Here is a 26281-nt window from a genome sequence, read left to right as displayed (position 1 = left end):
CGGGAAACAAAACCTGCCACGCGGCCCAGGCCATCAGAAACGGCGTGATCGGGCAGGGCGACCCTAAACGAGCCACCCTGGCGAGACAACCCCTGCATGTAGCGAGGGCCCTGTAAATCCGGTATGTTCCGCCAGTCTGGCGATGGGCTTCGCTGTTGTTTTTCTGTGACCTTTCTGGCCGTTTCACTGCCTCTGACGGCAGATATCTCGCGCGGTTCCCTCTGTTTCTCCTCACCGGGTTGTTCACCCTGAACGGGACAGGCAATGGCCGCAGCGGCCTTCGGATGCGGGGCAGCGTCGCTCCGGCAAGGATAGATTTACCCCGTCCCGACAGGATCGCGGGCCTGACCCGCGCCTCCGCCACTGATCAATTCCGGCGGCTCTGGCCCCGGCGCCAAACAGCACAAGGGGGCAATTTTGGACGCCGTGCCTGCGGCACAGATCGGCGACGGAAACCCCGGCCTCGTTCTCCAGAATGCCGATGATCTGGTCTTCGGTGAACCTGCTGCGCTTCATCTCTGGTCCTCTCGGTTGGGCCAGAGTCTACGTCAAACTGGATTAGCCGCAGGGGCAACGTCAGGAGGATAGGCTGTTTCTCGGCATTTACATGTTCCATATGCCGCTTTTCATGGCCCTGGCTGGCCACTTCTCGCCGCGCGCCCGGGCAGAATAAGACCCGCGTGCCCCAGCCCCATTGGCCTTGCGCTCGATCCTGCTCGCCCTGCTGCTCGCCGGCCTGATGGCCGTCGCAGTTTCTGTCAGCTTGCGGATGATGCCGCCTTTAACCCAGCTTTCGGGCCTGTTCTTGCACAGGTCCGGTTCCGGGTAGGAACCCAACACCCCGAAAGGGCCGGGCATGATCAGATCGGGCGCAGTCTCACACAGAAGCTGACCGCCCTGCCCCGAATCCGCAAAAGCGGTTGCTCGGGGCAACTAGGTCCGTCAGGCACGGCGATCACCCCTTAGCGCCCTGGCCGCGGGCATAGACATCCTCATAGCGGATGATGTCATCCTCGCCGAAATAGCTGCCGGTCTGCACCTCGATCAGCACCATCGGCAGTTTGCCCGGGTTCTCCATTCGGTGAACCGCTCCGAGAGGGATATAGACCGACTGGTTCTCGGTCACGAGCTTCACCTGATCATCGACGGTGACGCGCGCGGTACCCTCGACCACGATCCAGTGTTCCGAGCGGTGGTGATGCGATTGCAGGCTCAGCGCCGCCCCGGGATGGACATGGATGCGCTTGACCTGGAAGCGCTGGCCGATCACCAGGCTCTCATACCAGCCCCAGGGCCGGTAATCGCGCGGCAGGGTCTCGGCCTGGCGGGCGCCTTTCGCCTTCAGGGCCGCCACCGCCTTTTTCACATCCTGGGCGCGGGAGGCATCGGCCACCAGAACCGCATCCTGCATCGCGACCGCGATCACATTCTTCAGCCCGATCCCCACCAGCTCCACCGCCGCGGATTCCGAGCGCAACAGGCTGTTTTCGCAGTCAATCGCCGTGGCATGATCCGAGGCGACCACGCCTTTCGCATCCGGCCCGCCTTCCAGCCAGACCGCATCCCAGCCGCCCAGATCCGACCAGCCGGCCGAGAAGGGCACCACGGAGAGATTGTCGGCCTTTTCCATCACCGCGTAATCGATCGAGACATCCTCGATGCCGTTCCAGACGGCTTCTTCCAGCCGCAGGAATCCCAGATCGGTGCGGCCCTGGCCAAGCGCGTCGCGCACCTGGGTCACCATCGCCGGCACATGCGTCTCGCAGGCGGCGATCAGATCAGCGGCCCGGAACAGGAAGATCCCGGCATTCCAGAGGAAATTGCCCGATGCCAGCATCTCGGCCGCCCGGGCGGCATCGGGCTTTTCGACGAAGCGTTTCAGATCGACCGGATCCGCGCCCGCCGCCGCCGCCAGTTCGAGATAGCCATATCCCGTCTCGGGCCGGTCAGGGGTGATGCCGAAGGTCACCAGCCGCCCCGACTCCAGCGCCGGGAGGCCGCGCGCGACTGTCGCGCGGAAGGCCTGCTCATCCGGGATCGCATGATCTGACGGCGCCACCAGCATGATGGCATCGGAGTCACGTTCCTGCAGATAAAGCGCGGCCGCGAGGATCGCAGGCGCGGTATTGCGCGGCGAGGGCTCGATCAGGATCGGCCCCGGATCAATGCCGATCGCGGCCAGCTGCTCGGTCACGATGAAGCGGAAATCCGATCCGGTCACCGTCACCGGCGCGGCGAAGCGGAACCCCGCCCCGCTGCCGCTGTGACTCTCACCGAAAAGCCGCTCGGCCGAGGCCTGGAAGAGCGTCCGTCCCCCGATCTCAAGCGCGAATTGTTTCGGATAACTCTTGCGCGAAAGCGGCCAGAGGCGGGTGCCCGAGCCCCCGCAAAGAAGAACCGGAACGATGGTCTGCAGCGTCATATTCGCCTCAGTTTATTCAGAAAAGCCCATTTGTTCAGGGCAAGGCTAGCCCCGCAGCGCCGCAAGGCACTGCCAGGTCTGCCGGAACCGGGTTCTTGTGCGGGGGTCTCAGCCCCGCACAAGAACGACCGTGTTCAGGTGACCATAGTTCAGTTCGTGGTCGAAGTCGTCGATGTGGTGCCATCGGTGCCACCGCCGCTTGCGATCAGCACAAGCCCGAGTCCCGCCGCACCGGCAGCGCCCAGACCACCCAGGCCACCCGCGAGCGGCGTGAAGCCGGTGGCGCTGCCGCAGGTGACAAAGACCCGGTTATCGCTGCCATAGGCTGCCTCAATCGGGACAAGATCACCGTTGCAAACCCCGCGGTCAAGCGCGAGCTGCAAGAGTTGCTCTTTCGTCAGCTGTGCCTGTGCAAAGGCGGGCAACGCCATAGCCCCCATCAGTACAGCGACTGTCAGTCCGGTTTTCAGATTCGTCATCTGGGCTCTCCAAATTTCTGACGGGGATAATATTCAGCATAGCTGGCAAAAGCTACAGGATCGCAACCAAATACCCATCCCCCATAAGCTAGCAGCACATGAAATACCAGTCATCCCTGCGCGATCACGATGCCTGCCTAAAAAAGCGCATCCGTACCGGGCAGCCGCCTCTCTTCCCGTCAGTCGGCGAACTCTGCATGGGAAAGCAGGTAAGCGCGCCGCAAGCGGAGCGGGATCACCCGGACCGCTTGCCGGGGAGGGCGTCTCTTCTGAGTGCGGTACTCGCCTGCATCGCCAAATACCGTGTCGGCCCTGACCTTATGGGGTTGCGGGGATACGGGGCTGAAACAGATCTTCATGCGCCCGAACCCTAGCGACCACGCGCACGAATAAGGACCGTAAGGAGAAGCAGGGCTTTGTTGCACTATCCTTCCTCCTGTCGGATTCATGTTTGTGAGTCAGCGGGTTAGGTTGGCCCCATGAGCAAGCCGATCCCTCTTTTCCGCACGACGAACTGGTCGAGCTACAGTCGAGCCTTGAAGCGTCGTGGCTCGCTGATGGTGTGGTTTGACCCTGAGATGGCCTGGTTCGCGGTCCCGAGCGGCAAGGCGGGTCACCCTGAGAGGTTTTCGGCGGCGGCGATACAATTCTGCCTCTCGATCAAGGTGCTGTTCGGGTTGCCGCTCCGTCAAACGACAGGGTTTGTGGAGAGCCTTCTGGCCCTGTCTGGTCTCGACTGGTCCGTGCCGGATTACACAACGCTCTGCCGCAGACAGAAGCACCTTAAGGTGCAGATCCCGTATCGCGCGGCTTCCGGGCCGCTGCACCTGCTGGTGGACAGCACCGGTATCAAGTTCTCGGGCGAAGGCGAGTGGCAGGTCCGCAAACACGGGGCCAGCCGCCGCAGGCAATGGCGCAAGATCCACATCGGTATCGATGCAGAAACGCTCGAGGTGCGAGCCGTCGAGATGACCAGCAACCGTATCGGGGACGCGCCCGTTTTGCCGGACTGCTAGCGCAGATCCCGGATGAAGAGCCGATCGGTAGTGTCACCGCCGACGGTATCTATGACACCAAAGGCTGTCATACCGCCATCGCAGCTCGGGGGGCGATGCCATCATACCGCCACGACGAAATGCCCGGGACTGGAAGGGCCACGATCCCGGCCTGCAGGCCCGCAACGAAGCGCTAAGAGCCTGCAAACGGTTCGGACGGGCCAACTGGAAGAAATGGTCCGGATATCACCGACGAAGTCGCGTGGAGGCCAAGATGAGATGCGTCAAACTCCTCGGCGAGCGCATCATGGCCAGAGAATTCGCCAGACAGGATGCAGAGGTTCAGATCCGCATCGCACTCATGAACCGCTTCACCTCACTCGGGACGCCCGAGACCCTCCGCATGCGCTAACACGAACCGGGAAAAGGACAAGTGCGGCCTTAATCAGAATAGCGCAACAAAGCCGATCGTTCCCGGAAATCGCCAGAAGCTTCTTAAGCCTGGCGTTCCACATCCTCGGTAATCGGTGTCCCTATCACACGGTGGCGGCCTGGGCTTATGGGCGTATGGCATTACCGATATATTGACGGCGGCATGGCTTCACATTGCATAGTTAAACCGCCGCGCTCGTCACCTTTACATAACATCCTATAATTCTACTTATGCAGCCCCTTAACCATGGGGAGAATTACCCCGTTCAGCGCGTCAGCAAAGCCGCAATCACACGGTCAGCCGCCTCTTCGGCGGAAAGCGTGGCGGTATCGACCACCAATTCGGGGGCCTCTGGTGGCTCATAAGGGCTGTCGATGCCGGTGAAATTCTTCAGCTGGCCCGAGCGGGCCTTTTTATAAAGCCCTTTCACATCGCGCGCCTCGGCCACCTCTAGCGGCGTATTCACCCAGACCTCGATAAACTCCCCCCGGGGATCAAATCACGCACCATCTGCCGCTCGGCCCGGAAGGGCGAGATGAAGGCCGTCAGCACGATCAGCCCGGCATCGGTCATCAACTTTGCCACCTCCCCCACCCGGCGGATGTTTTCCACCCGGTCGGCATCGGTAAAGCCCAGATCGCGGTTCAGCCCGTGGCGGACATTGTCCCCATCCAGAAGGAAAGTATGATGGCCAAGCGTATGCAGCTTCTTCTCAACGAGGTTCGCGATGGTCGATTTCCCGGAGCCCGAAAGCCCGGTGAACCAGACGACGGCCGGGCGCTGCCCCTTGAGAGCGGCATGGGCCTCGCGGTTGATGTCGACGGCCTGCCAGTGGATGTTCTGGCTGCGGCGCAGCGCGAAATGGATCAGCCCGGCGGCCACGGTCGCATTGGTCATCCGGTCGATCAGAATGAACCCGCCGAGATCGGGGTTCTTCGCATAGGCTTCGAACGGGATCGCGCGATCGGTCGAGATATTCACCACCCCGATCGCATTCAGCGCCAGCGTTTTTGACGCCAGATGCTCCAGCGTATTGACGTTGACCTCATATTTCGGCTCGGTGACGGTCGCGGTGACGGTCTGGGTGCCGATCTTCAGAAGATAGGGGCGGCCCGGCAGCATTTCGGCCTCTGCCATCCAGATCAGCGTGGCCTCGAACTGGTCGGCGACCTCGCAGGGCTGGTCTGCCACTGTGATGACATCGCCGCGCGAACAGTCGACCTCATCATTCAGCGTGAGCGTGACCGACTGGCCCGCAACGGCCCGGGGCAGGTCGCCGTCGAGCGTCACAATCGCCTTGACGGTCGAGGTGCGGCCCGATGGCAGGATCCGCACCGCATCGCCCGGCGCGATGCTGCCGGTCGCGATCTGGCCGGCAAAGCCGCGGAAATCGAGGTTCGGGCGGTTCACCCATTGCACCGGCAGGCGGAAGGGCGCGTCCTGCAGGCGGGTGTCGTTAAGCGGCGCGCTTTCCAGATGCCGGATCAGCGTCGGCCCCTGATACCAGGGCATATGCGCAGATCTCGTGACGATATTATCGCCCATCAGCCCCGAAATCGGAATCGCGAGAAAATCCTCCATCCCGATCTGTTTCGCGAATTGCGAATATTCGCTGACGATCTGATCAAAGCGTTCGGCGCTGTAGCCGACCAGATCCATCTTATTGACCGCCAGCACGATGTTTTTGATGCCCAGCAGGGTCACCAGATAGGAATGGCGCCGCGTCTGGGTCAGAACGCCCTGGCGCGCATCGATCAGGATCACGGCGAGATCCGCGGTCGAGGCGCCGGTGACCATATTGCGGGTATATTGTTCATGGCCGGGCGTGTCGGCGACGATGAACTTGCGCTTTTCCGTGGCAAAGAAACGGTAGGCCACGTCAATCGTGATGCCCTGCTCGCGCTCAGCCGCCAGCCCATCGACCAGCAGCGCAAAATCAATCGCACCGCCTTGCGTGCCGACCGATTTGCTGTCCTGTTCAAGGCTGGCCAGCTGATCCTCAAAGATCATCTTGCTGTCGTAAAGCAACCGCCCGATCAGGGTCGATTTCCCGTCATCGACCGAGCCGCAGGTGATGAACCTGAGCATGGTCTTATGCTGATGCGCGGTCAGATAGGCGTCGATATCCTCGGCGATCAGCCGGTCTGCCTCATAGGCGTGATCCTGCAGTTCCGACATCAGAAATAGCCCTCCTGCTTTTTCTTCTCCATCGAGGCGGCCTGGTCATGATCAATGGCGCGGCCCTGGCGTTCCGATGTGGTGGTCAGCAGCATTTCCTGGATCACCTGCGGCAGGGTTCTGGCCTCGGATTCCACCGCGCCGGTCAGCGGGTAGCAGCCAAGGGTGCGGAAGCGCACGGATTTCAGTTCAGGCACTTCGCCGGGGTTCAACCGGAAACGGTCATCATCAACCATGATCAGAAGGCCGTTCCGTTCCACCACCGGGCGCGGCTCTGAAAAGTAGAGCGGCACGATTTCAATGCCTTCAAGATGGATATATTGCCAGATGTCGAGCTCGGTCCAGTTCGAGATCGGGAAGGCGCGGATGCTTTCGCCCGGGGCTTTCCTGGTGTTGTAAAGCTTCCACAGCTCAGGGCGCTGGTTCTTCGGATCCCAGCGATGGCTGGCCGAGCGGAAGGAAAAGACCCGCTCTTTCGCACGCGATTTTTCCTCATCGCGCCGCGCGCCGCCAAAGGCCACATCAAAGCCGAATTTGGTCAGCGCCTGTTTCAGACCATCGGTCTTCCACATATCGGTATGCAGGCCGCCGTGGTCGAAAGGATTAATGCCTTTCTCCAGGGCCTCGGGATTTTGATAGACGATCAGATCCATGCCCGCCGCTTTGGCCGCGCGGTCGCGCAGCTCATACATGGCGCGGAATTTCCAGGTCGTATCGACATGCAGCAGCGGAAAAGGCGGCGGGGCCGGGTAAAAGGCTTTTTTCGCCAGATGCAGCATCACGGCGGAATCTTTCCCCACCGAATACAGCATAACCGGGCGGTCGGCATTCGCGACCACCTCGCGCATGATATGGATGCTTTCGGCCTCAAGCCGCTGAAGATGGGTCAGCGTGGTTTTTGCGGTCATTGCCCTGCCATAGCGCTCAGGAAAATTTTTCCCCTGATGCCATATCCACCGGGCAAAGCGAAGGCATGGGCGGGGCAAAGCCAGGGCGCGACTGCATTAAGGCCGGAAAATCCGGCGGGCGGCCAAATCCCGGAACGCAGTTTCATCAGCCCCCCCGCGGCACGAAAACCCGCCCGCGGCGAGGGGGGAAGCCGGAATGGGATGTGTCGCACGCCCCAGAACCATTCCCCACAAGGCGTCTCTTTGCCCGGGCGATGCCTCAGGCAGAGAGAGGACTGCGCTCAGTCGGCGCCAAAAAGATCGCGGGTAAAGACCTTTTCTGCCACATCTTCCAGATCCGGGGTCTGGCGGTTGGTGACGATCATATCGGAGGCCGCTTTGAACGCCTCCAGATCGCGGATCACCTGACTGCCGAAGAACTGTTCATCGGCCAGGGCGGGCTCATAGACCACGACCTCGATCCCCTTGGCCTTGATCCGCTTCATGATGCCCTGGATCGAGCTTTGGCGGAAATTGTCTGACCCCGCCTTCATCACCAGCCGGTAGATGCCCACCACTCCGGGCCGTTTCGCAATGATCTGATCGGCCAGGAAATCCTTGCGCGTGCGATTGGCATCAACTACCGCGGCGATCAGGTTCTGCGGCACATTCGCGTAATTCGCCAGCAGCTGTTTGGTGTCTTTCGGCAGGCAATAGCCGCCATAGCCGAAAGAGGGGTTGTTGTAATGGCTTCCGATCCGCGGATCGAGACCGATCCCCTCTATCACCTGGCGGCTGTCCATCCCGCGCAGCATGGCATAGCTGTCGAGTTCGTTGAAGAAAGCCACCCGCAGGGCGAGGTAGGTATTGGCGAAAAGCTTGATCGCCTCAGCCTCATCGGGGTCCGTGAAAAGGACGGGCGCATCTTTCTCAATCGCCCCCTCGACCAGCAGCGCGGCAAAGCCCTCGGCCCGGGGCGACCGCTCGCCCACAATGATACGCGAGGGATGCAGGTTGTCATAAAGCGCCCGGCCCTCGCGCAGGAATTCGGGGCTGAAGATCACCTGCTTCGTCTCCAGCTCTTCGCGGATGCGGCGGATATAGCCCACCGGGATTGTCGATTTGACGACGATGGTGGCTGTGCTGTTCACCGCCATGACCGCGCGGATCACCGCCTCGATGCTGCTGGTGTCGAAACGGTCGGTTTGGGTATCGTAATTGGTGGGCGTGGCCACCACGACATAATCGGCCCCCTGGTAGGCCTCCGCCGCCTCCAGCGTGGCCGTCAGTGTCAGCGCGCGATTGGCGAGGAACTCTTCAATATCGGCATCGACGATGGGCGAACGGCCGGCATTCACCAGCGCCACACGTTCGGGCGAAATATCGACCGCGACAACCTCGTGATGCTGGGCCAGCAGCACCGCATTGGAGAGGCCGACATAGCCAAGCCCGGCAACGGCGATTTTCATAAAAACTATCCTTTGGGGTTCACACGCCGGACAATCCTCCCGACCGGACAGAAAATCCGGCGGAAAAAGAAGGCGCGGCGGAGGTCATGCAGACATGTTCGGGTTCAATGCGGAAGGGGCAGGGCAAACAGCCTGAAACGGAAGCAAAGCACGTTACCCGGAGGTTTCGGGCAGGTTTCCGGCGCGGTCAAGGGGGTGCGCCCGGAGCCCGGGCCCTTCGCCAGGATGATCAGGGATATGGCCCTGCCTGATGATGTTTTGATGACCCTTCTGCATATTCTCTGAGCGGGGACATGAGCTGCCAAACTCTGCCGCCCTCCTTCAGCTGTCCCCGTTCAGAAGCCACTGCTCCAGCCGGTCGCGAAAGGCCGGGTCGACCCCTGGCCCGGAAAGTGTCAGGGTCGGATGGGCAAGGCCGCCTTTCACCGCAAGATAGACACCTGGGCGCAGTTCCACCGCGGCTGACGACGAGGCAACGGGGGCCACTTTCGGCGCGCTCTTTGCCTCCTCCCCCCCTGACCCCTTGCAGGTGCCAAATGTTTCGCGCGCGAAACATTTGGCACCACTTCGGCGACAAAGCTGTGCAACCGCAGGATCTCTTCGGCGGCATCAGGCGAGGGATCCCGGCGAAGATCCTGCAAAAACGTCTCTAACATGGCGGAATCAGCCGCTTCTATCGCCTTTTCAAGCGCGAGGCCCAGCCGTTCCGGGATCGCCCGCGCAAAGCGCAGCACCGCATCCATTCGGTGCCAGATCACCAGGAAGGACCCGATCTTAGAGCGCCGGGCCCGGCTGGCATTGGCAAAAAGCCTTTGCAGAGCCTGTTTTTCCGTTTCGAACACCCCAAGTTCCACCGCACGCCCGGCAATCCGCGCCCGCTCGTAATAAGAAAGGCCGGCGCGGATCTCGTTTTCCTCGACCATCGCGATATAGGCATCGGCGGCGGTTTCAGGTTTGCGCACCAGCGCAAGCACATGGTCAAAACGGTCATTTCCGCTTGCACAGAGCCTTTTCAGCGCCGTCAGCCGCCGCCAGCCCGAGATCAGCCCATAGCGCCCGGGGGCGATCTCGCTGACCTCGACCGGGTTGCGCTGGCCATGTTCGGCAATCGACGAGATCAGGCCTTCCAGTTCCTCTTCATCAAGGTCGATCCGGTCGCGCACCAGATGATCCGCCTCGATCCCGGCCAGGGGCAGGCGCAACACAAGCCGTCCCTCGGCGCGGGCCCGGCTCATGGCTTCTGAAATCTCGCTCAGCGCCGCCTCGGCAGCCGATTCCGCCGCCACCCGCGCAATGGGAGGAGGCGCGCCAAAATTGCCTGCCCCCGGCGGCGGCAAGGCGGCCTTCACTTCGGGCGCCACGCCTTCAGAAACGTCACTGACATGGCTGTTTTCGTCTGTTTCCGGCGCAATTATTGCCGGGCCAAGCCGCTTGCGTCTGGCCATATCAGCCCCCTCTCAGCAAATGTTTCGCGCGCGAAACATATCCCTCATTCCCCGGCAGAAGCCGCCCGCTCATCGCGGCGCCAGATGCCATAAAGCAGCCGCTTGAATTCGGCCCAGGTGGTGTCAAAGGTCTCGCGGCCCCGGATATAGGTCTCACGGTTGAAGTCGCGGTAATCGGCTTCATAGATGCCATTGACCTGTTCGCCCGCCTGGCCGATCAGCGCGGTGAATTCCTGGCGCTGCGGGCTCATGGCGCCGCCAAGCCAGGTCTGCATGAAAGACGCCATCTCGGCCTGCTGCGCGCCGTCATAGCGGGTGATCACCGCACGCACCGCATCCCATTCAAAGGCCAGCTCCTCGCGCCCGAGGGCCCGGGCGGCGATATTCTCCCCCTCCTCGATCGAGGCGAAGGTGGAATGGAGCATGTCGAAAAACCGCCCCGTGGAGTCGAATTCAAGGAAAGAGGCCCCGGTCGGCACCAAGAGCATATCCGCCGCCGCAAGGCCATTAATCGTCAGATAGCCAAGCGCCGGCGGCGTATCGAAGAAGATCAGGTCATAATCCTCCAGCAGCCCGCTTTCCGCGAATGTATCGGTCAGCGCATCCCAGAGCTTCCAGCCGCGCGACTGCATCCGCCAGACCGGGATCTGGAACTCGGCCCAGTAAAGATTCAGCTGGGCGCCGATCAGACCGATATTCGGCCAATGGGTCTTTTGCACCACGCTGCGCGGTTCGGTCTTCAGGGCTTCCGACAGGGTGGCATCCAGCGCCAGCGGCGCGTCACCGCGTTCGACCCGGGCCCGGTTGTCGTTTTGCAGATGACGGGCATAGTGGCGCGCGATCAGCGGAAAGGCGGTGCCCCATTCATCGGCAACCTTGCCGCCGAAGATCGAGGTCATCGAGCCCTGGGCATCGAGATCGACCACCAGCACCTTGTAGCCATCCAGCGCCGCCGACATCGCGAGATGAGCGCAGGTCGAGGTCTTGCCGACGCCGCCCTTGAAATTCGCCACGGCGACAATCTTGGCCGGCAGACCCTGCGGGCGGTAGGGCTGATAGTCGCGGTTCTTCGCGCCTTCAGCCGCGAACCAGGCGCGCAGCCTCAGCACCTCGTCCAGGGTGAACCATTTGGCACCGCCTTCGGTCTCGGAGCGGCCCTGGGGCAGATCGGGATTGCCTTTCAGCACCCGGCGGAAATGCCCCTGGGCAACGGGGATCAGATAGCGGGTAATTTCCCAGGTCGAGAAGAGGCGCAGGGACTTTCGTCCCTCCTCACCGAGGCCGCGCGTGGCCAGCTCATCGCGCCCGCGTGCCGCCAGACCTGCGATCCGCGACAGCTCGGCGGTGCCAACGGAGGGGCCAAGGCGCTGCAGCTCCTGATCGGGCGAGATGTTGAAATAGGGGGGCTGGGCGGGATCCGCCTCGCGGCTCGATTCGCGGGCCATTGCTGCCTCATGTGCGTGTTTTTCGGTAGCATACAGCAAAACATGCAACATGGAAGCAAAGAGCGCACATTTGCCGCATACCCCTATATTTCATAGTAAAATCAAATGGATACTTCGGTATCAGAGGTCTGGGTCCTGGATGCGTCCCCAAACCCTGTCCGATCTTTCTCAGTTAGTATCATGTTATTATAATAGTTAAGGCGCGTAATGCTCATATCTATCTCATTGATCTTGAATGAAATATCCGGATCTGAAAAGCCCATAGCGACTCTGAAACCACGACAGGGCGACTCTGATCCCACGTCCGGGTGACTCTGATCCCCCGATCCCGCCGGAGATTTTTCCTCGCCAAACGGACCACCTGTGGATAAGTTAAGCGTCAATGAAACCACGAAGCGCAAAGCAGCCCCCGGAGATGCCCAGTGGCCTCCGCAAAAGCCATGGCGCTTCGTGGATAAACCCCTGTCAGCACCGCAAAGGGCGGCAGGCAGAGCGGGCGTCAGGCCCGCCATATGAGACCCCGGCAGCGGGGCTGAGGCGAGAGAGGCAGGCGGATGACAGGTCCGGGATATGGGGCGGGGGCTCTCCCCGTGCAGGGCGCCACATGGCTGCCTGACCGCCGCGCAGAGGCGGGGTTTTTTATTTGCGATCTGTTCGATGTGCTGCCCAAAGACGATATGGCCAGCATGGAGCATCCGATCTTCTCGCTCTCGACGCGGCCCGACCGGCGCATCCTGAGCTATGAGAGGAACGGGGCAGAGATCACCGTGGTGCCCTCGGTCAAGGGGCTTGCGACGCTCTTTGACAAAGACATTCTGATCTATTGTATCAGCCAGCTGATGGCGGCGCTGAATGCCGGGCGCGAGATCAGCCGGCATTTGCGGCTGACCGCCCATGACCTGCTGGTTGCGACCAATCGCGAGACGAGCGGAGACGGCTATGCCCGGCTGCGTGAGGCTTTTGAGCGGCTGGCGGGTACCCGCATCACCACCAATATCGCGACCGGCGAGGGGCCCGAGGTCACCACCGGCTTTGGCCTGATCGAGACCTGGCAGATCGTGCGCGCGACCAAAGGCGGGCGCATGGTGCAGGTGGCGGTGACCCTGTCGGAATGGCTCTTCCGGGCGGTGCTGTCGAAATCGGTGCTGACGCTGTCACGCGATTATTTCCGGCTCAGGAAACCGCTGGAGCGGCGCATCTATGAGCTGTCGCGCAAGCATTGCGGGCGCCAGCCGGACTGGCGGGTCTCGATGGCGGTGCTGGCGCAGAAATCGGGCTCGGCCAGCCCGCTCAGAGTGTTTCGCAAGATGATGCGCGATATGATCGCAAGCGACCCCTTGCCCGATTACAGCCTTGCCGAGGAGCCGGGCGATATCCTGCGGGTGACGCGCCGCGATCTCGTGGTGCTGCCCGGCACCGGCCCGGTGCTGAAAGAGGCCACGATCAGCGCGGCGCGGGCGCTGATGCCCGGCTGGGACATCTATGCGCTCGAGGCGGAGTGGCGCGAGATGTGGGCGCGCTCCGGCCGGCCGCGGCTGCGCTCGGCCGATGCGGCGTTTCTGGGCTGGCTGAAGAAGCGCCCGGCCTGAGGGGGGGCTGCCGGGATGATCAGAGAATACCATCCCGCCTGAGCATGTCATAGGCGCTGAGCCCCTCAGCGGCCGCCTGTCGCTCAATCTCGAAGAGGCTGGCATCGACGTAAGTCCGGTACCAATAGGCCTGCAGGAAGTGGAAGAAGAAGCCTTCCTTGCCGTCGAGGAAACCGCGCCCAAAGAGATAGCGGTAGAGGAAATAGAGCGTGCTGCGCAGAGCTACGGGCATGCGGCCATAGATATTTTCTTTCAACCAGCGCTTGCGGCGGGCCTGGCCGGAGAGAGCTTCCGCCTCGCTCTGGACCCTGGCGCGGGAGGCGATGATCTCATAGGCCTCGCGCCGGGCGTAGTTGACGTGTTTCGCTGTCCACCAGCTGAGTGGATTGAGATTGTCGTCGACCAGATCGCCAGAAAGCTCCACTGTTACAGCATTCTCGACCACGATATGCTCGTCCATCCAGCGCTGCTCCATTCGGCCTTGGCCTGTACGGTGCAGCCGCAGGATCATTGCCGGATAGAAGAAACCATGAGTGATGGGCCGGCCGAGGAAGGTGATCTTGCGGCGCAGATAGACCGCATTGACCGCACCGGGCGCGGAGAGGAAGGTCTTGATCGCCGCCTGCAGCTCGGGCTCAAGATATTCATCGGCGTCGACCCGTAGCGTGAAGTCAGTGGTGATGGCGCAACTCTCGACCGCCCATTGATATTGCTGCGCCTGATGGCGGAAGGGGTTCTGAAACACATCCGCGCCGAGATCGCAGGCGATCTCGACCGTGCGATCGGTCGAGAAACTGTCGACCACCACGATGCGGGCTGCGACCGGCATCAGGCTCTCGATACAGCGTGCGATATGCTGTTCTTCATTATAGGTCAGGATGACGGCGGTCAGTTCAACCGGCATGTCATGCCTTCTCAAAATGCAGGATTTCTGTGGTTTTGCGCCGCGGCGAGCAGGCGGCATCGACCGCCGTGAGCCGGGCCGGTTCGCCGACCGCGATCATCATAATCAACCGCTGATCGCTAGGAATATCTCCTGCTTGGCGGATGTCGTTTTCCGTCCGGTTGGTGACGGCCAAGTTCAGCGGACAGGTGGCAATCCCCGTGGCATGCAATGCATAGATCAGCGTCATCGAAAACAGCGCGCCGTCGACATACAGCTGGTTGCGCTGCTGCGCCCCGCCCCAAGCTGCCAGATCCACGGTGATGACGAAAAGGTTGTGCACGTCTTGGGCGAAACCGGAGGAGCCGCCCTGCAGTTTTAGCAGGCGGGCAATTGCGTCCCTATCTTGGTAGAAGTAGGCATGGCTTGCCTGCCGGTTGCACTGAGAGGGTGCCTGTTGCGCCAAGGCCACGGCCTTTTCAACCTGCGCCCGCTCAAGCTTCTTGTCGCTGAAAGTTCGGCTCGAGAAGCGCGAGGCGATAAAATCCGCCGGGGCCATCGCGGTGATGTCTTTATAGCCCCTTTCGAAATGCCGCAGCCCGCCATGCGGTGTCACGGCAAGCGTGCTGCGCTTCTTGGCAGCATAAGCCGCAACCTCGTCAAGATAGGGATCCGATACCCCTCTTTCGCGGTGCCGATCGACATAGATTTCAAAGGTGCCCAAAATCATCTCGGCGGGCAGCGGCGATTGTGACAGATCGTAGAGATCGAGTTCCTTACGTAGAAAGTCTATCTTTGTCTTGCCGAACAGTGCGCGCGGATTGAGCAGGGAAAGGCCCTTTTCCAGAGCATGGCATTCTATCAGAAGCTTGTAGAAGCGGCGCTTCTGCGCATCTTGCATCGGTGAAATGCCACAATAGCGGATATAGAGCGCCATATCTCGGAAGAACTCCGTCCCGAACCGTCCGACTTTGGCAACTTTTTCTGTCAACGAGCTCAGCTTGCCCATCTTGTTTCCTTCCGGGAGGCATTTAGTTCTGTTCGACGACCCGAGGCTTTACAGGCTTGCAGGGGGTGCCGGCGCAGACCATCCACGCAGGCATGTCCTTGTTTACGAAGGACCGGGCACCGACCACGCTGCCCTCATTAATGGTGACGCCGGGGCCGACCATAGTTTCGGCGGCAATCCAGACATGATCGCCGATGGTGATCGCCCGGGTGATCAGAGGTCGCCTCAGGCTGGTGATGTCATGCGTGCCGGTGCATAGGAAACTGCGCTGGCTGACCGCTACCTTCGATCCGATGCGGATCTTCGCCATGGTATAGCAGTCGACGTGATCGCCCATCACGGAAAACTCGCCCATCTCTAGGTTCCAAGGCGCCCAAACAAAGCAGCTTGGCGCGATTTTCGACCCCTTACCGATCTGGGCCCCGAACAATTTTAGCAGCATCTTCCGCCAGCCATTCATTAGGCCGCGCGGCGTGGGCCGGAAGAACAGCGCATAGACCAGCACCCAGACCTGACGCAGGAGCTTTTCCCGCTTCGGGATGGTGTCCACATATTTCAGCTGTTGGAAATCCATCATGCATGCAATCTTTTCAACTCGCGGCGCAGATAGCCGCGGCCGGATTCCTGCATCGCTGTCAGCTTCTCTTCGACCGCTTGCCAGTCGATCGGCTCTTCCATCCGGCGGTGCACATTAGCCATGTCGGAGGCATCGACCAGCCGGTGCCGCAGCCCGAGCGAGCTCAACAGATTGGCCGACCGCTCGTTCAGGGAGGCCTTGGCACCGGGCAGCGCCACGCTGAGAAAGGGTTTGCGGAACAAGATCGAGAAGACGGTGCCGTGGAACGAGTTCGACACTACGAAAGCCGCCCGCTCGACATGGGCGACCCATTGCTCGGGCGAGGGATGGATAGTCTCGCCGATCTCTTTCCAGCGCCGGTGCGGGTTCTGCGGCGAGAGAATACGGCCGCCGGTCTTTTGCGCAGCAAGCGCAGCCACGTCGCGAATTCCCTGGCCGGTGCGCAGGGCATAGCAGAAAACATGGCCAGCGCCCACGGCCGTAGCTTGGGCGGCCAGCGGGCGGAAATCGCCCAGCAGGATGGTCGGATCCGGCACATAAGCCACTGGCCGCCCCGAAAGCCGGCTTACGATCTCGACCCCGCTCTGCTCACGGGCCGAAAGCCCGTCGAGGTCGCGCAGATAGCCCGTTACCTCGGCCTCATAGGCCGAGTCGAGCGTGGCCTTGCCGAAGCTCGGCGCATAGGAGATCCGCCGCGCGCCCTGCGCCCCTTGCGGGAAATGCAGGTAATAGACCGGATCGATGCCGCGCTGCTGCGACGGCGCCCAGATCTGGTCCGAGCCGCAGATCAGCATGTCGAACCTGCCCGCCGGGCTGTTCAGCCAGGCTTCGGTTGCAGCCTCGTTCTGCAGGGGGGCGCAGGCCACGCCCAGCGTCTCGCGCTGGAAACGGTGCAGCAATTTCTGCTGGGTGCGGTCGCCGAACAACTGGTTGCGCAGCGCGCTCAGCCGCAGATAGACGATCTTGGCCTTGGCCTTGGCTCCCCGCGCCTTGATCAGGTCGCGCAGGCTGCCGCCCGCCTCGACATGGGCCGGGCGGTAATTGATGAACTCGGCCCGGCAGCCTTGGGATTTCAACCAACTCTGCAGGCCGTAAGCTTGCATGAGCGCACCAAAATTATCACTGAAGTGATAGGTCAGGATGCCTATTCGTGGAGTCGGTCCCGACGTCATCGGATCAGTCATCGTCTTCTCTTTGTTTTGGAGCGGAAATCAAACCTAGGTCGTAACCTGTCTCATGTGGCCTGTAGCATAACACCTCCACGAGAAACACACGTTGCACCTGACCGGACGTCTAAATTTTTCTCAGCAGCGCAAGAATACGTGTATTTCATCGCGGCCTAAAGATAATAAAATTATCTCTGCGGCCCACTGGCTGCTGCTCGCTCCAATGCAGCGGTCAGATCGCGCGCTGCTGCCTCCACAGTGAAGTTCCGCTCATAAACCTCCCGGGCGGCACGACCCATTGCGATCCGAGCCTCAGGAGTTAGCTGTTCCCATGCGGCTATAACACGGGTTGCGCCGTCAACTGTGTCCGGGGCGACAACTCCGGCGCCACCTGACTCAATTTCCCGCCAGATGTTAATCTGATTCGAAATTAGAACAGGCTTTCCGTAAGCTAATGCTTCGGCGACAGCTATGCCAAAGTTCTCCTGATGCGAAGTTAGAACAAAGGCTTCTGCTCCTCGAAAAGCGCCAGCCTTTGCTGCCCCTTTGACCATCCCGGGCCAGTGAACTCTCTCCGCAATCCCAAGCGAATGGGCCTGAGCCTGCAGCCGCTCGCCCAAATCACCATGCGGTGGGCCAGCGATCACCAGCTGTAGGTCAGGGCGATGAACCGCCTTGGCAAAACCTTCAAGTAGCAAATTGCATCCCTTTTTCTCATGTATGCGACTGAGAAAAAGTAAATATGGGCGCCCAGCAAGTTCTGGAACGAGCTTATGGAAGGCTGCCTCATCAACCAATCCGCAAGGCGTCGCTTCGGCCGCGGCGTAAGCGACCACACGTGGGCGATAATTATAGCCAAAAAATACTCCGTCAGCGAGGCGCATCTCTTCCTCACTTGTGAACAGCACTTCGTTTGCGTCTCTCAAAACTCGTCCTTGGATGGCCCAGAAGCTCTGCTTCACCCAATGCTTGATAGGCTTTGACTTCCGGAACCAAGGGTCCATCATTCCATGCGTGAAAAGCACATAGGGCAACCGAGCACGCCGAAGGCCTTGCCAACCACCAACTGATGCATGATTCCATAATCCATGAACCACAGCCACATCAAAACGACTTCTATTCTTTGAAATCCATCGTGATAAATTAGGTGTGTATCCATAAATACGAGTGCCCGGCCCTACTCCATGGGCGACGCCAGGAAAATTGGAAATAGCGTCAGATTCTGGAGGGTTAAGAGTTAAAATCTCCACACGTTGCCCCCAATGCTCTCGCAGAGAAATGCTTTGTTTCAAACCTTGAATAGGCCCTCCGGTGGCGGGGTCAGCAGATGATATCACATGGAGTACTCTCAAGGGAAATCCTCTCTTCGGAGTTCTGGCGTTTACGTGGGCATTTCTAGTAAAGTTTCTTGGTTACCAAGTGGGAATTTTTCTCAAATCACCTCAGAGAGTAAGATTTTCTAGAAAGTAATAGGGCATTAACTAAAATAGACCATATAATTAGATAAACACCATCCATGTATGCGAAAACCTGATAACTGGTTTTAAAAAAAAGCGGGGCTTCAACCAGAATTATTGCAAATAGTACCCTGTTGAGTGGCATGAATTTTATAATAATAATCACAAAAATTGCTGTAAGGACAACTCCAAGCTTTGAAAATATTCCCCAATACCCATTCTCAATATCATATTTTGAGTTTTCAAACCACGCAGAGTTGCTGGTTGGTACCCCCGGAGTTAGTTGGGTGGCAAAACCGGACCCAAATACGACCGAAGATGTGTATTCATTCATAGTTCTATGAGCATGAAAAATTTCGTATGCACGAGTAGCGTCCTTGAAGGATTCTCCCTGCTCGCTCGATGCAAAGTCCATCACTCTGTCAAGGGCCAATGGATTGATGAAATATAATGAAAAAATGAGCGCCGTACCAGATGCCATTACCCCTAGAAAATTTATAGCCCTAAGGTCACGGCTTGCGGCTAAGAGGAAAATAAGTACAGAAGCCACTAATATACTTTTAGATCCCGTCCCGAGGACGACCATAAAAAAAAGAAGGGTAGACCAATGCCTTTTCGAAATGGTTGTATAATACATAAGAAATACACAGCTAGTGGACATGAAGATCATGACTCTTTCGCCACTGCCGGACGCAGAAAGGTAATTTGCAGTGGGTAGGCCCATCATAAACCCAACCGACTGAACGGCACATAGTAGTGCAAAAAAATCAATTGCACGGTTTATCTTTTTAGATCTTGCTTGACCTCCAGTAAGTATGAATTGTGAAATTTTTGATAAGATTAACTTATAGTTAATCAAGATTGAGCATAGGATAAAGAAAGGAGTGAGAGACCTTGCCATTTGATAGTATGAGCTCTCGCTATTCGGCCTAAGTAAAGCCTGATAGATGGAGTTAGATATTATCAGCAAAAAGAACAAAGTGATTAATGTCATGTATGTGGCATTAAGTCTGCTTAACAGAAGAAATGGCAAAACGAAGATGAGGGCGAGAACTTGGGTCAGGGAATTTGGGATGCCGAAAGGAAGCGCCAGAAGTAGCTGCGGCAGTATTGCGCTTGCTGTTAGTGCGGTTGACCTGGAGATTAATCCAAATCTATTAACTTTATCGGCTGGTGGATTAATGTACATTCAGATCTCCACTGTGATGGCAATTAATACGCAATATTTATAGGTGGAGGGGGTGTACGTTTTCCTATTGCGAAGAAGGATTTTTGCGAATAATTCGCGCTATCCAAAGAAGTGAAGTCAGCTCAGCACCCAATACTGCAAAATAAGGTGCTTGCTGGAATGATGAAAAGGCAATCGGTACCAATGTTTGGGAGCAGTACGCTAGTAAAATAACTCGTGAAAATTTCGCCTGCTGATTGGTTGCAATTAGCGGCGCTGCTAACGTTGTCCAAATTGTGACGCATAGCATGGCTAGAGACATCAAGATAAATTCTACCCTCGACGCAATAAGATTGCCGTGTGACAGCGTTGACAGTATTGATGGGCCATACATGATTAGAATTATAGACGAGGGTAACATCACAAGTAGTGCGGCACTAATGTTTAGCCGCATCAGCTTCTGTGTAAGTTGAGTATTCTTAGCCTCGTACGCGCGCGTTAATTCTGGTATGCTCGCGCGGGATAAAAGGCCAGAGAATTGAAGGGGTGCCCTAGAAAGCATTCTTACTGTTCCAAATATAGCTGCCGACGCTGGACCCATGAACCATCCAATTGTCAGGATCATTCCTTGAAGACCGACGGCATTCGATATAGTCATGCTAAATGCTGCAAGTGAGGGCCGTGTGAGCTTAAGGATCGTTTCTTGATCGACCAAGCTCCACCCTCTCCGACACCACGGCGCTAGATTTGACATTAGAAAATGGAATATTAGTATCCATACCGCTCTTACAGACACCAAAACCGTCGCAGCTTCGATTATACCCCCCCGGACCATGCAACAATAACGACTCCTAGACCCTCTATTGGAATAGCCAAATCATTGACAAACTGTCCTTTCGCGAAATTATGTGTCGCAGTAAACACGGCTCGAAGAACAAAAACCTGCAGTGTAAGGATAGATGCTGCTACCATTAGCCCCGCGGCGACTTGCATATCATACATGGTGGCATCGTATTTGTGCCAAATTCCTATCCCAACCCAGACAGTGGCGCCCGATAAAAAAGATATGAGAGTAAGGAAAACCCACCCGGATTGGTAAACTCGATTTGCGGCGGTATCATCACCTCTCTCAAGGTGGCGAGTCATTTCAACACCTGCGGCTGTCCCAATACCAAAATCAGTAAGAGCAATATAAATTGGAATTGTGCTGAGCATAAGCCACTGCCCGTACGCCTCTGCGCCCCAAGTGTTCGATAGGACTGGCACGAGTGCGATTTGGGTAAGTAGTATCCATATTTTTCCCAACGCAATTGCGCCCACGCCTCCGGCCAATCTCCTAAAGATCGGTGAATTCTTCCAGCGTTTGCGTAGGGTAAGCATTAATTATTGTCTCTGCTTAAGAATTCCTCATAGGCACTATGTATTCCTTGCTTTAGGCTACGTGCATTATTCCAGCCTAGTTCATGCAGCCGGCTTGTATTCATTAACTTGCGTGGGGTGCCGTCGGGTTTGGCCGCGTCGAAGACCAAATTAACCTCATAGCCCACTTCTTTTGCGATTGTTTCGGCCAGCTCGCGGATCGTGACCTCGACGCCCGATCCGACATTGATATGGTCGAAGCCGGAATACTCTTTCAGCAGGAAGACCAGCGCATCGGCCAGATCGTCGCAATGCATGAACTCGCGCAAAGGCGTCCCCGAGCCCCAGACAGTTACCGTCTCTGCGCCTGAGACCTTTGCCTCATGGAACTTGCGCAGAAGCGCGGGCAGGACATGGGAGGAGCTCAGGTCGTAATTGTCGCCGGGGCCGTAAAGGTTGGTCGGCATCGCCGAGATCCAGTCGCGGCCATATTGCTGGCGATAGGCCTGGGTCAGGCGGATGCCGGCGATCTTGGCGATGGCATACCATTCATTGGTCGGCTCGAGCGGCCCGGTCAGCAGGCTGTCCTCGCGGATCGGCTGCGGCGCCAGTTTCGGATAGATGCAGGAGGATCCGAGGAACAGCACCCGTTCGACGTCATTCTCATGCGCGGCCTGGAGGATATTCGTCTCAATCATCAGGTTCTGATAGAGGAAGTCGACCGGAAAATCGTTATTGGCCTTGATGCCGCCAACTTTGGCGGCGGCCAGCACGATGGCATCGGGCTTTGTTTCTGCCATCCAGGCTTTGACCTGAGCCTGATCGACCAGGTCCACCACATCGCGACCGGCGGTGATCACTTCGCAGCCCTCAGACGCCAGGCGCCGCACCACAGCGCCGCCAACCATGCCACGATGGCCTGCGACCCAGATACGTTTGTTGGAAAGATCGTAGCTCATATAAGGCTCACTCGATGATGTTGGACGTAAGGGCGCGGCTCATACAGGTTTCGATGGCGCGGGCGCCGTAAATACCCATAGCCAGAGCCGCATCCCTTAACCTTCGACACTTACCTGCACGTCATGGCCGTGGGCTTTCAGGAAGGCGTGGCGTTTTGCGACTTTCAGGTCTTCGGCCACCATCTCGGAGCACATTTCCTGAACAGTGATCTCGGGCACCCAGCCGAGTTTTTCTTTTGCCTTTGCCGGATCGCCGAGCAGGGTTTCCACTTCGGCCGGGCGGAAGTAGCGCGGGTCGATGCGCATGACGACATCGCCCGGCCTGACCGCAGGCGCCTTGTCGCCCGAGACCGAGACCACGGTGGCGATTTCGCTCACACCCTCGCCGGTGAAGGCAAGTTCGATCCCCAGTTCCTGCGCCGACCAGGTGATGAACTGGCGCACCGAATATTGCACACCGGTGGCGATGACGAAATCCTCGGCCACGTCCTGTTGCAGCATCATCCATTGCATCCGGACATAGTCTTTCGCATGGCCCCAGTCGCGCAAGCTGTCGATATTGCCCATGAAGAGACAGGGCTCCAGCCCTTGGGCGATATTCGCGAGACCGCGGGTGATCTTGCGGGTGACAAAGGTCTCGCCCCGGCGCGGGCTCTCATGGTTGAAGAGGATGCCGTTGCAGGCATAGATGCCGTAAGCCTCGCGGTAATTCACCGTGATCCAATAGGCATAGAGCTTGGCCACCGCGTAAGGAGACCGGGGCCAGAAGGGCGTGGTCTCGCGCTGCGGGGTCTCCTGCACAAGGCCATAAAGTTCGGAGGTCGAGGCCTGGTAGAAGCGGGTCTTCTTCTCCAGCCCGAGGAAGCGGATCGCTTCCAGCAGGCGCAAAGTGCCGATCCCGTCGACATCGGCGGTATATTCCGGCGCCTCGAAAGACACTGCGACATGGCTTTGCGCGCCGAGGTTATAGACCTCGTCGGGCTGCACTTCCTGCAGGATGCGGGTCAGGTTGGAACTGTCGGTCAGATCGCCGTAATGCAGCCGGAAATGCGCGTTCGAGACATGCGGATCCTGGTAGATGTGATCGACACGCTGCGTGTTGAAAGACGAGGCACGGCGCTTGATCCCATGCACCTCATAGCCCTTTTCCAGCAGGAATTCGGCCAGGTAAGAGCCGTCCTGGCCTGTGATGCCGGTGATAAGGGCCTTTTTCATGTCTGTCTCGTTCTCTTGATCAGGGAAGCTTCTGTCGCTTTGGCGGCAGGATGGGCAATGGGCTGGGGCTGGCCGGTCAGGTCATGGGCGGCAAGGCGGAAGCGCTCGAGAATGCGCTTATTGTCCCAATGTTCCAGGGCGCGGGCCCGGGCGGCGAGCCCGCAGGCCTCGCGCTGTTCAGGGTTGTCGAGCATCGCGGAAATCGCCTCTGCCAGTGCTGCCGCATCGCCGGGCGGCGTGACACTGCCGCAATCTGCGATCTCATCGGCCAGCGCGGTGCCCGGCTCGGCGGTGGCCAGAACCGGGCGGCCCGAGGCCAGCATATTGGTCAGTTTCGAGGGCAGCACCGATTCTGAGACGCCCGCGATCTGGGGCAGGAGATGCAGGCTCGCAAGGCCCAGGAGATCCCCCAGCCGCTCCAGCGGTTGCAGCGGGAAGAAGGAGATATTGTCGAGACCAGAGGAAAGCGTCTTCAGCTCATCGAGGAACGGCCCCTGGCCGCAGATCACAAAGCGCAGATCCTTGCGATGCGCCAGCCGTTGCGCCACATCGGGAAGGATCTCAAGCCCTTGCTTATTCGCGATATTGCCAGAGTAAAGCAGCACATGCTCTTCGGTGATGCCGAATTCCTCGCGGTAAGGCGACGGGCCGGTCAGGGGCGTGACATCATCCAGCCTGGCCCAGTTGCGCAGTTCGAAAATGCGGCCGGGCGGCAGGCCTTTTTCCGACAGTTTGCGCAGCATCGGGCCCGAGATCGTGCTGACCCTGTCAAAGCGGCGATGGATCCAGCGGTCGAATTTCCGGGCCAGGCGGCCGGCAAGGCTGGCCGGTTTCAGAAGGCCGGTGGCAAAGGCGGCCTCGACCTCGAAATCCTGCACATGCAGCCAGCATTTCGCCCCCGAAAGCCGCGCCAGCGCCCAGGCGAAGGGGGCAGGCAGCAGCGCAGGCGCGATCACCAGCACCATATCGGGGCGCCCGATAAGGGCTTTCCAGGCCAGAACCGGAAAGGAGGTCAGCGCGAAGCTGGCATGGTGCAGAATACGCCGCGCGCCGGTGGGCTTTGCCGGCACGTAATGCGGACAGCGGATATAGCGGACCCCCGAAGGCAGTTCGCCCCGGCTCCAGAAAAAGCGCGAATGGCCGGGAAACACTTTCCAGGCCGGGAAATAGGGCTGGGCGGTGACCACGCTGACCTGATCGCCAGCCTCTGCCATCGCCTCGGCAAGGCCGGTTGTATAGAGCCCCGTCGAAATCATTTCGGGGCGAAGTTTATACCAAGTATCAGCAGTTTCATGATTTTATCCCAGGCAGCAAGCCGAAAGATGTTCTGGCCGCTTGCCGGCTGCCTGGCTCATAGACGATTCCCATCCCCGCATACAGGCCATCCTGACAGGGTCTCTCAGGTGCGCGTCACAAGCTGGAGCGAGGTGAAAACCACAAAGGTGACAGGCCATATCGTGCAAAGGGCAAAGCCCATCATGCGAAACAGGGGCGAAGAGATGCCGTTGCGCCTTTGCTCGCGATAGGTCAGCGCGAGCGCAATCAGCGAAATCAGCAGATAGAGCACAACCGCCCCCTGGAACATCATTGTCTCTGTCATGCCATGTCCTCGCTTATTTCCCGGTCGCGCGCAGCACGACTCTGATGGTTTTCAGGATAAGGCCGCAGTCACCCCGAAAACTCAGGTGATGCTCGTAGTCTTCGTCAAATTGCGCCCTTGCCCGGAAAGAGACAGCATTGCGGTCCGAGACCTGCCAGGGGCCGGTCAGGCCGGGACGCAGCCGGTAATATGCCTGGCCCGGATAGAGATCTTTCTGATCCAGCATCATCGGGCGCGGGCCGACAATGCTCATATCGCCACGCAGCACATTCCAGAGCTGTGGCAATTCATCAAACGAGGTCTTGCGGATCAGGCGACCGATCCGGGTGATGCGGGGGTCCTGATCCAGCTTCTGATTGAGATCCCATTCACGACGGAGCCTCGGATCCCGGGCGAGACAGGCGGCAAGGGCCGCATCAGCATCACGCACCATCGAGCGCAGCTTCCACATGCGGAAAGTCCGGCCGTCTTTGCCAATTCTGATCTGGCTGTAGAAAGGTGACCTGCCGATAAGCAGCGCAAGCACAACCAGCACCGGCACCACAACAGGCACGAGAATCAGGGCCAGAAAAAAATCCAGAAAGCGTTTGCCGTAAGAACGGTAAAAGCCCTTCCTGGTGGCGCCTGCGAATGGAATCGGGGTCCGTTCAGCGGTGGTCTTACAGGATGTCGACAAGGCTCCGTCGGCCATGGGAAGTCCTAAACAAGTTATTTTTCGAGTTTCGCAAAAAAAAACTTGTTTACCAAAGCGCAGAACAGGGAAAGAGCCCGGGCGATCCGGGATCAGCGCACAGCTTTTAATCGTTCCCGATTATTTATCAACGCCCCTTTTTGTCACAGATTGTGACGCCGGTACCAGCCAATGCCGCAATCCTCATCATATTACAACCATTTTTAAACCATTAATATGACAGGGTCCTTGCGCGCGCCGCGCCAGAGCAGACAGGCGGTATCTTTGTGCAAAAAGCCGGGCTTCTGCCCGGCTTTTGTTCAGTTTTCGGTCAGATTGTTCAGCGGAACCGTGATCAGGCTGGGTGTGATCTGCGAGACGACCCTGTCCCATTTGGTGACCGGCTGCTGCGCGATATAAACCACGTCATTCGGGCGCATCTCGAAACGTGTCGCCAGCATCAGGCCGGCTGCGGCACCGGCATCAAGATGCCAGGCGGTCAGGGCGCCGAATTCACGCGGATCCGCCGAGCCGCGCAGCACGTAGATCTGTCTTGGATTGCCGGTCTTGGCCGCGATGCCGCCCTGATCGAACAGGGCATCGGCAAGGCTTGCGCTCTGGTCATAGGGCAGAGCCCAGCGACCCTGTTTGCCGACCTCACCGGTCAGATAGACATAGTCCCGCTTCTCGCCCCAAGCTCGAGCCTCGTGTTGAAATTCGCGCGCTGCTCTTCCAGCTCAGAGCGGCGGATGCCCACTTCCTGGCTGAGTGCGGTGATGGCCGAAGAGCGCGCGCCCTGCAGCGCGAGCTGTTCGGAGAAATAGGCCTCGGCACGGGTCAGATCATAATCGCTGTCGACAAAGACCGTATCGCCGT

The 26281-nt window shown here is 58.9% G+C and carries 20 protein-coding genes and 4 pseudogenes; 2 read left to right on the top strand and 22 right to left on the bottom strand.

What is annotated here, in order from left to right; all coding sequences use genetic code 11:
- Positions 1-414: 414 nt before the first annotated feature.
- From QNO18_RS25460 to QNO18_RS25450, 3 genes and pseudogenes are all read right to left on the bottom strand, one after another.
- Positions 415-516, bottom strand: a pseudogene (locus QNO18_RS25460) (transposase); the annotation flags it as partial.
- A gap of 439 nt (positions 517-955) precedes the next feature.
- On the bottom strand, positions 956-2422 hold the full coding sequence (locus tag QNO18_RS25455; protein ID WP_283180223.1) for a mannose-1-phosphate guanylyltransferase/mannose-6-phosphate isomerase: 1467 nt from the start codon (positions 2420-2422) through the stop codon (positions 956-958).
- A gap of 149 nt (positions 2423-2571) precedes the next feature.
- On the bottom strand, positions 2572-2901 hold the full coding sequence (locus tag QNO18_RS25450) for a hypothetical protein (RefSeq protein WP_283180222.1): 330 nt from the start codon (positions 2899-2901) through the stop codon (positions 2572-2574).
- Between the two features lie 479 nt (positions 2902-3380).
- Between QNO18_RS25450 and QNO18_RS25445 the strand changes: the two are divergent.
- Positions 3381-4308: pseudogene (locus QNO18_RS25445) on the top strand (IS5 family transposase).
- A 286-nt stretch (positions 4309-4594) separates the two neighbouring features.
- On the opposite strand, the pseudogene cysN reads toward QNO18_RS25445, so the two are convergent.
- From cysN to QNO18_RS25420, 5 genes and pseudogenes are all read right to left on the bottom strand, one after another.
- Positions 4595-6507: pseudogene (cysN, locus tag QNO18_RS25440) on the bottom strand (sulfate adenylyltransferase subunit CysN).
- Positions 6507-7415: a sulfate adenylyltransferase subunit CysD gene (gene cysD, locus QNO18_RS25435; RefSeq protein WP_283180221.1), complete on the bottom strand. Its 909-nt coding sequence runs from the start codon at positions 7413-7415 to the stop codon at positions 6507-6509. The pseudogene cysN and the gene cysD overlap by 1 nt, the downstream one beginning before the upstream one ends.
- 281 nt (positions 7416-7696) lie before the next feature.
- The gene (locus tag QNO18_RS25430; protein ID WP_283180220.1) at positions 7697-8863 is read right to left on the bottom strand and encodes a nucleotide sugar dehydrogenase; all 1167 of its coding nucleotides are present in this window, start codon (positions 8861-8863) and stop codon (positions 7697-7699) included.
- A gap of 422 nt (positions 8864-9285) precedes the next feature.
- Positions 9286-10308, bottom strand: coding sequence for a ParB N-terminal domain-containing protein (locus tag QNO18_RS25425; protein ID WP_283180219.1), 1023 nt, complete (start codon positions 10306-10308; stop codon positions 9286-9288).
- A 44-nt stretch (positions 10309-10352) separates the two neighbouring features.
- Positions 10353-11753, bottom strand: coding sequence for an AAA family ATPase (locus QNO18_RS25420; protein ID WP_283180218.1), 1401 nt, complete (start codon positions 11751-11753; stop codon positions 10353-10355).
- 677 nt (positions 11754-12430) lie between these two features.
- Between QNO18_RS25420 and QNO18_RS25415 the strand changes: the two genes are divergently transcribed.
- Complete coding sequence (locus QNO18_RS25415) at positions 12431-13342, top strand: replication initiator protein A (RefSeq protein WP_283180231.1); 912 nt, start codon at positions 12431-12433, stop codon at positions 13340-13342.
- Between the two features lie 19 nt (positions 13343-13361).
- On the opposite strand, the gene QNO18_RS25410 is transcribed toward QNO18_RS25415, so the two are convergent.
- The 14 genes and pseudogenes from QNO18_RS25410 to QNO18_RS25345 form a co-directional block, all read right to left on the bottom strand.
- Positions 13362-14246, bottom strand: a complete 885-nt coding sequence (locus QNO18_RS25410; RefSeq protein ID WP_283180217.1) for a glycosyltransferase family 2 protein — start codon at positions 14244-14246, stop codon at positions 13362-13364.
- 1 nt (position 14247) lies between these two features.
- Positions 14248-15234, bottom strand: a complete 987-nt coding sequence (locus QNO18_RS25405) for a nitroreductase family protein (protein ID WP_283180216.1) — start codon at positions 15232-15234, stop codon at positions 14248-14250.
- Between the two features lie 22 nt (positions 15235-15256).
- Complete coding sequence (locus QNO18_RS25400) at positions 15257-15784, bottom strand: colanic acid biosynthesis acetyltransferase WcaF (protein ID WP_283180215.1); 528 nt, start codon at positions 15782-15784, stop codon at positions 15257-15259.
- Positions 15785-15807: 23 nt separating this feature from the next.
- Positions 15808-16983: a polysaccharide pyruvyl transferase family protein gene (locus tag QNO18_RS25395; protein ID WP_283180230.1), complete on the bottom strand. Its 1176-nt coding sequence runs from the start codon at positions 16981-16983 to the stop codon at positions 15808-15810.
- Positions 16984-17165: 182 nt separating this feature from the next.
- Complete coding sequence (locus QNO18_RS25390) at positions 17166-18269, bottom strand: glycosyltransferase (protein ID WP_283180214.1); 1104 nt, start codon at positions 18267-18269, stop codon at positions 17166-17168.
- A 145-nt stretch (positions 18270-18414) separates the two neighbouring features.
- Positions 18415-19623, bottom strand: coding sequence for a hypothetical protein (locus QNO18_RS25385; protein WP_283180213.1), 1209 nt, complete (start codon positions 19621-19623; stop codon positions 18415-18417).
- Positions 19624-20418: 795 nt separating this feature from the next.
- On the bottom strand, positions 20419-20817 hold the full coding sequence (locus QNO18_RS25380) for a hypothetical protein (RefSeq protein WP_283180212.1): 399 nt from the start codon (positions 20815-20817) through the stop codon (positions 20419-20421).
- A 164-nt stretch (positions 20818-20981) separates the two neighbouring features.
- Entirely contained in the window at positions 20982-21920 is a 939-nt protein-coding gene (locus QNO18_RS25375) for a GDP-L-fucose synthase (RefSeq protein WP_283180211.1), read from the bottom strand.
- Positions 21921-22016: 96 nt separating this feature from the next.
- On the bottom strand, positions 22017-23135 hold the full coding sequence (gene gmd / locus QNO18_RS25370; RefSeq protein WP_283180210.1) for a GDP-mannose 4,6-dehydratase: 1119 nt from the start codon (positions 23133-23135) through the stop codon (positions 22017-22019).
- On the bottom strand, positions 23132-24391 hold the full coding sequence (locus QNO18_RS25365; RefSeq protein ID WP_283180209.1) for a WcaI family glycosyltransferase: 1260 nt from the start codon (positions 24389-24391) through the stop codon (positions 23132-23134). The genes gmd and QNO18_RS25365 overlap by 4 nt, the downstream gene beginning before the upstream one ends.
- 143 nt (positions 24392-24534) lie before the next feature.
- A complete protein-coding gene (locus QNO18_RS25360) occupies positions 24535-24735 on the bottom strand; it encodes a hypothetical protein (RefSeq protein ID WP_283180208.1) in 201 nt (66 codons plus the stop codon).
- 13 nt (positions 24736-24748) lie between these two features.
- On the bottom strand, positions 24749-25426 hold the full coding sequence (locus QNO18_RS25355) for a sugar transferase (protein WP_283180207.1): 678 nt from the start codon (positions 25424-25426) through the stop codon (positions 24749-24751).
- A 299-nt stretch (positions 25427-25725) separates the two neighbouring features.
- Entirely contained in the window at positions 25726-25947 is a 222-nt protein-coding gene (locus QNO18_RS25350; protein WP_283180206.1) for a hypothetical protein, read from the bottom strand.
- A gap of 122 nt (positions 25948-26069) precedes the next feature.
- Positions 26070-26281: pseudogene (locus QNO18_RS25345) on the bottom strand (sugar transporter); the annotation flags it as partial.

The organism is Gemmobacter sp. 24YEA27, from assembly GCF_030052995.1.
In the GTDB taxonomy this organism is placed as follows: Bacteria; Pseudomonadota; Alphaproteobacteria; order Rhodobacterales; family Rhodobacteraceae; genus Pseudogemmobacter.
Note: the sequence above shows the minus strand (reverse complement) of the source record. Positions and strands in the feature narration are given on the sequence as shown.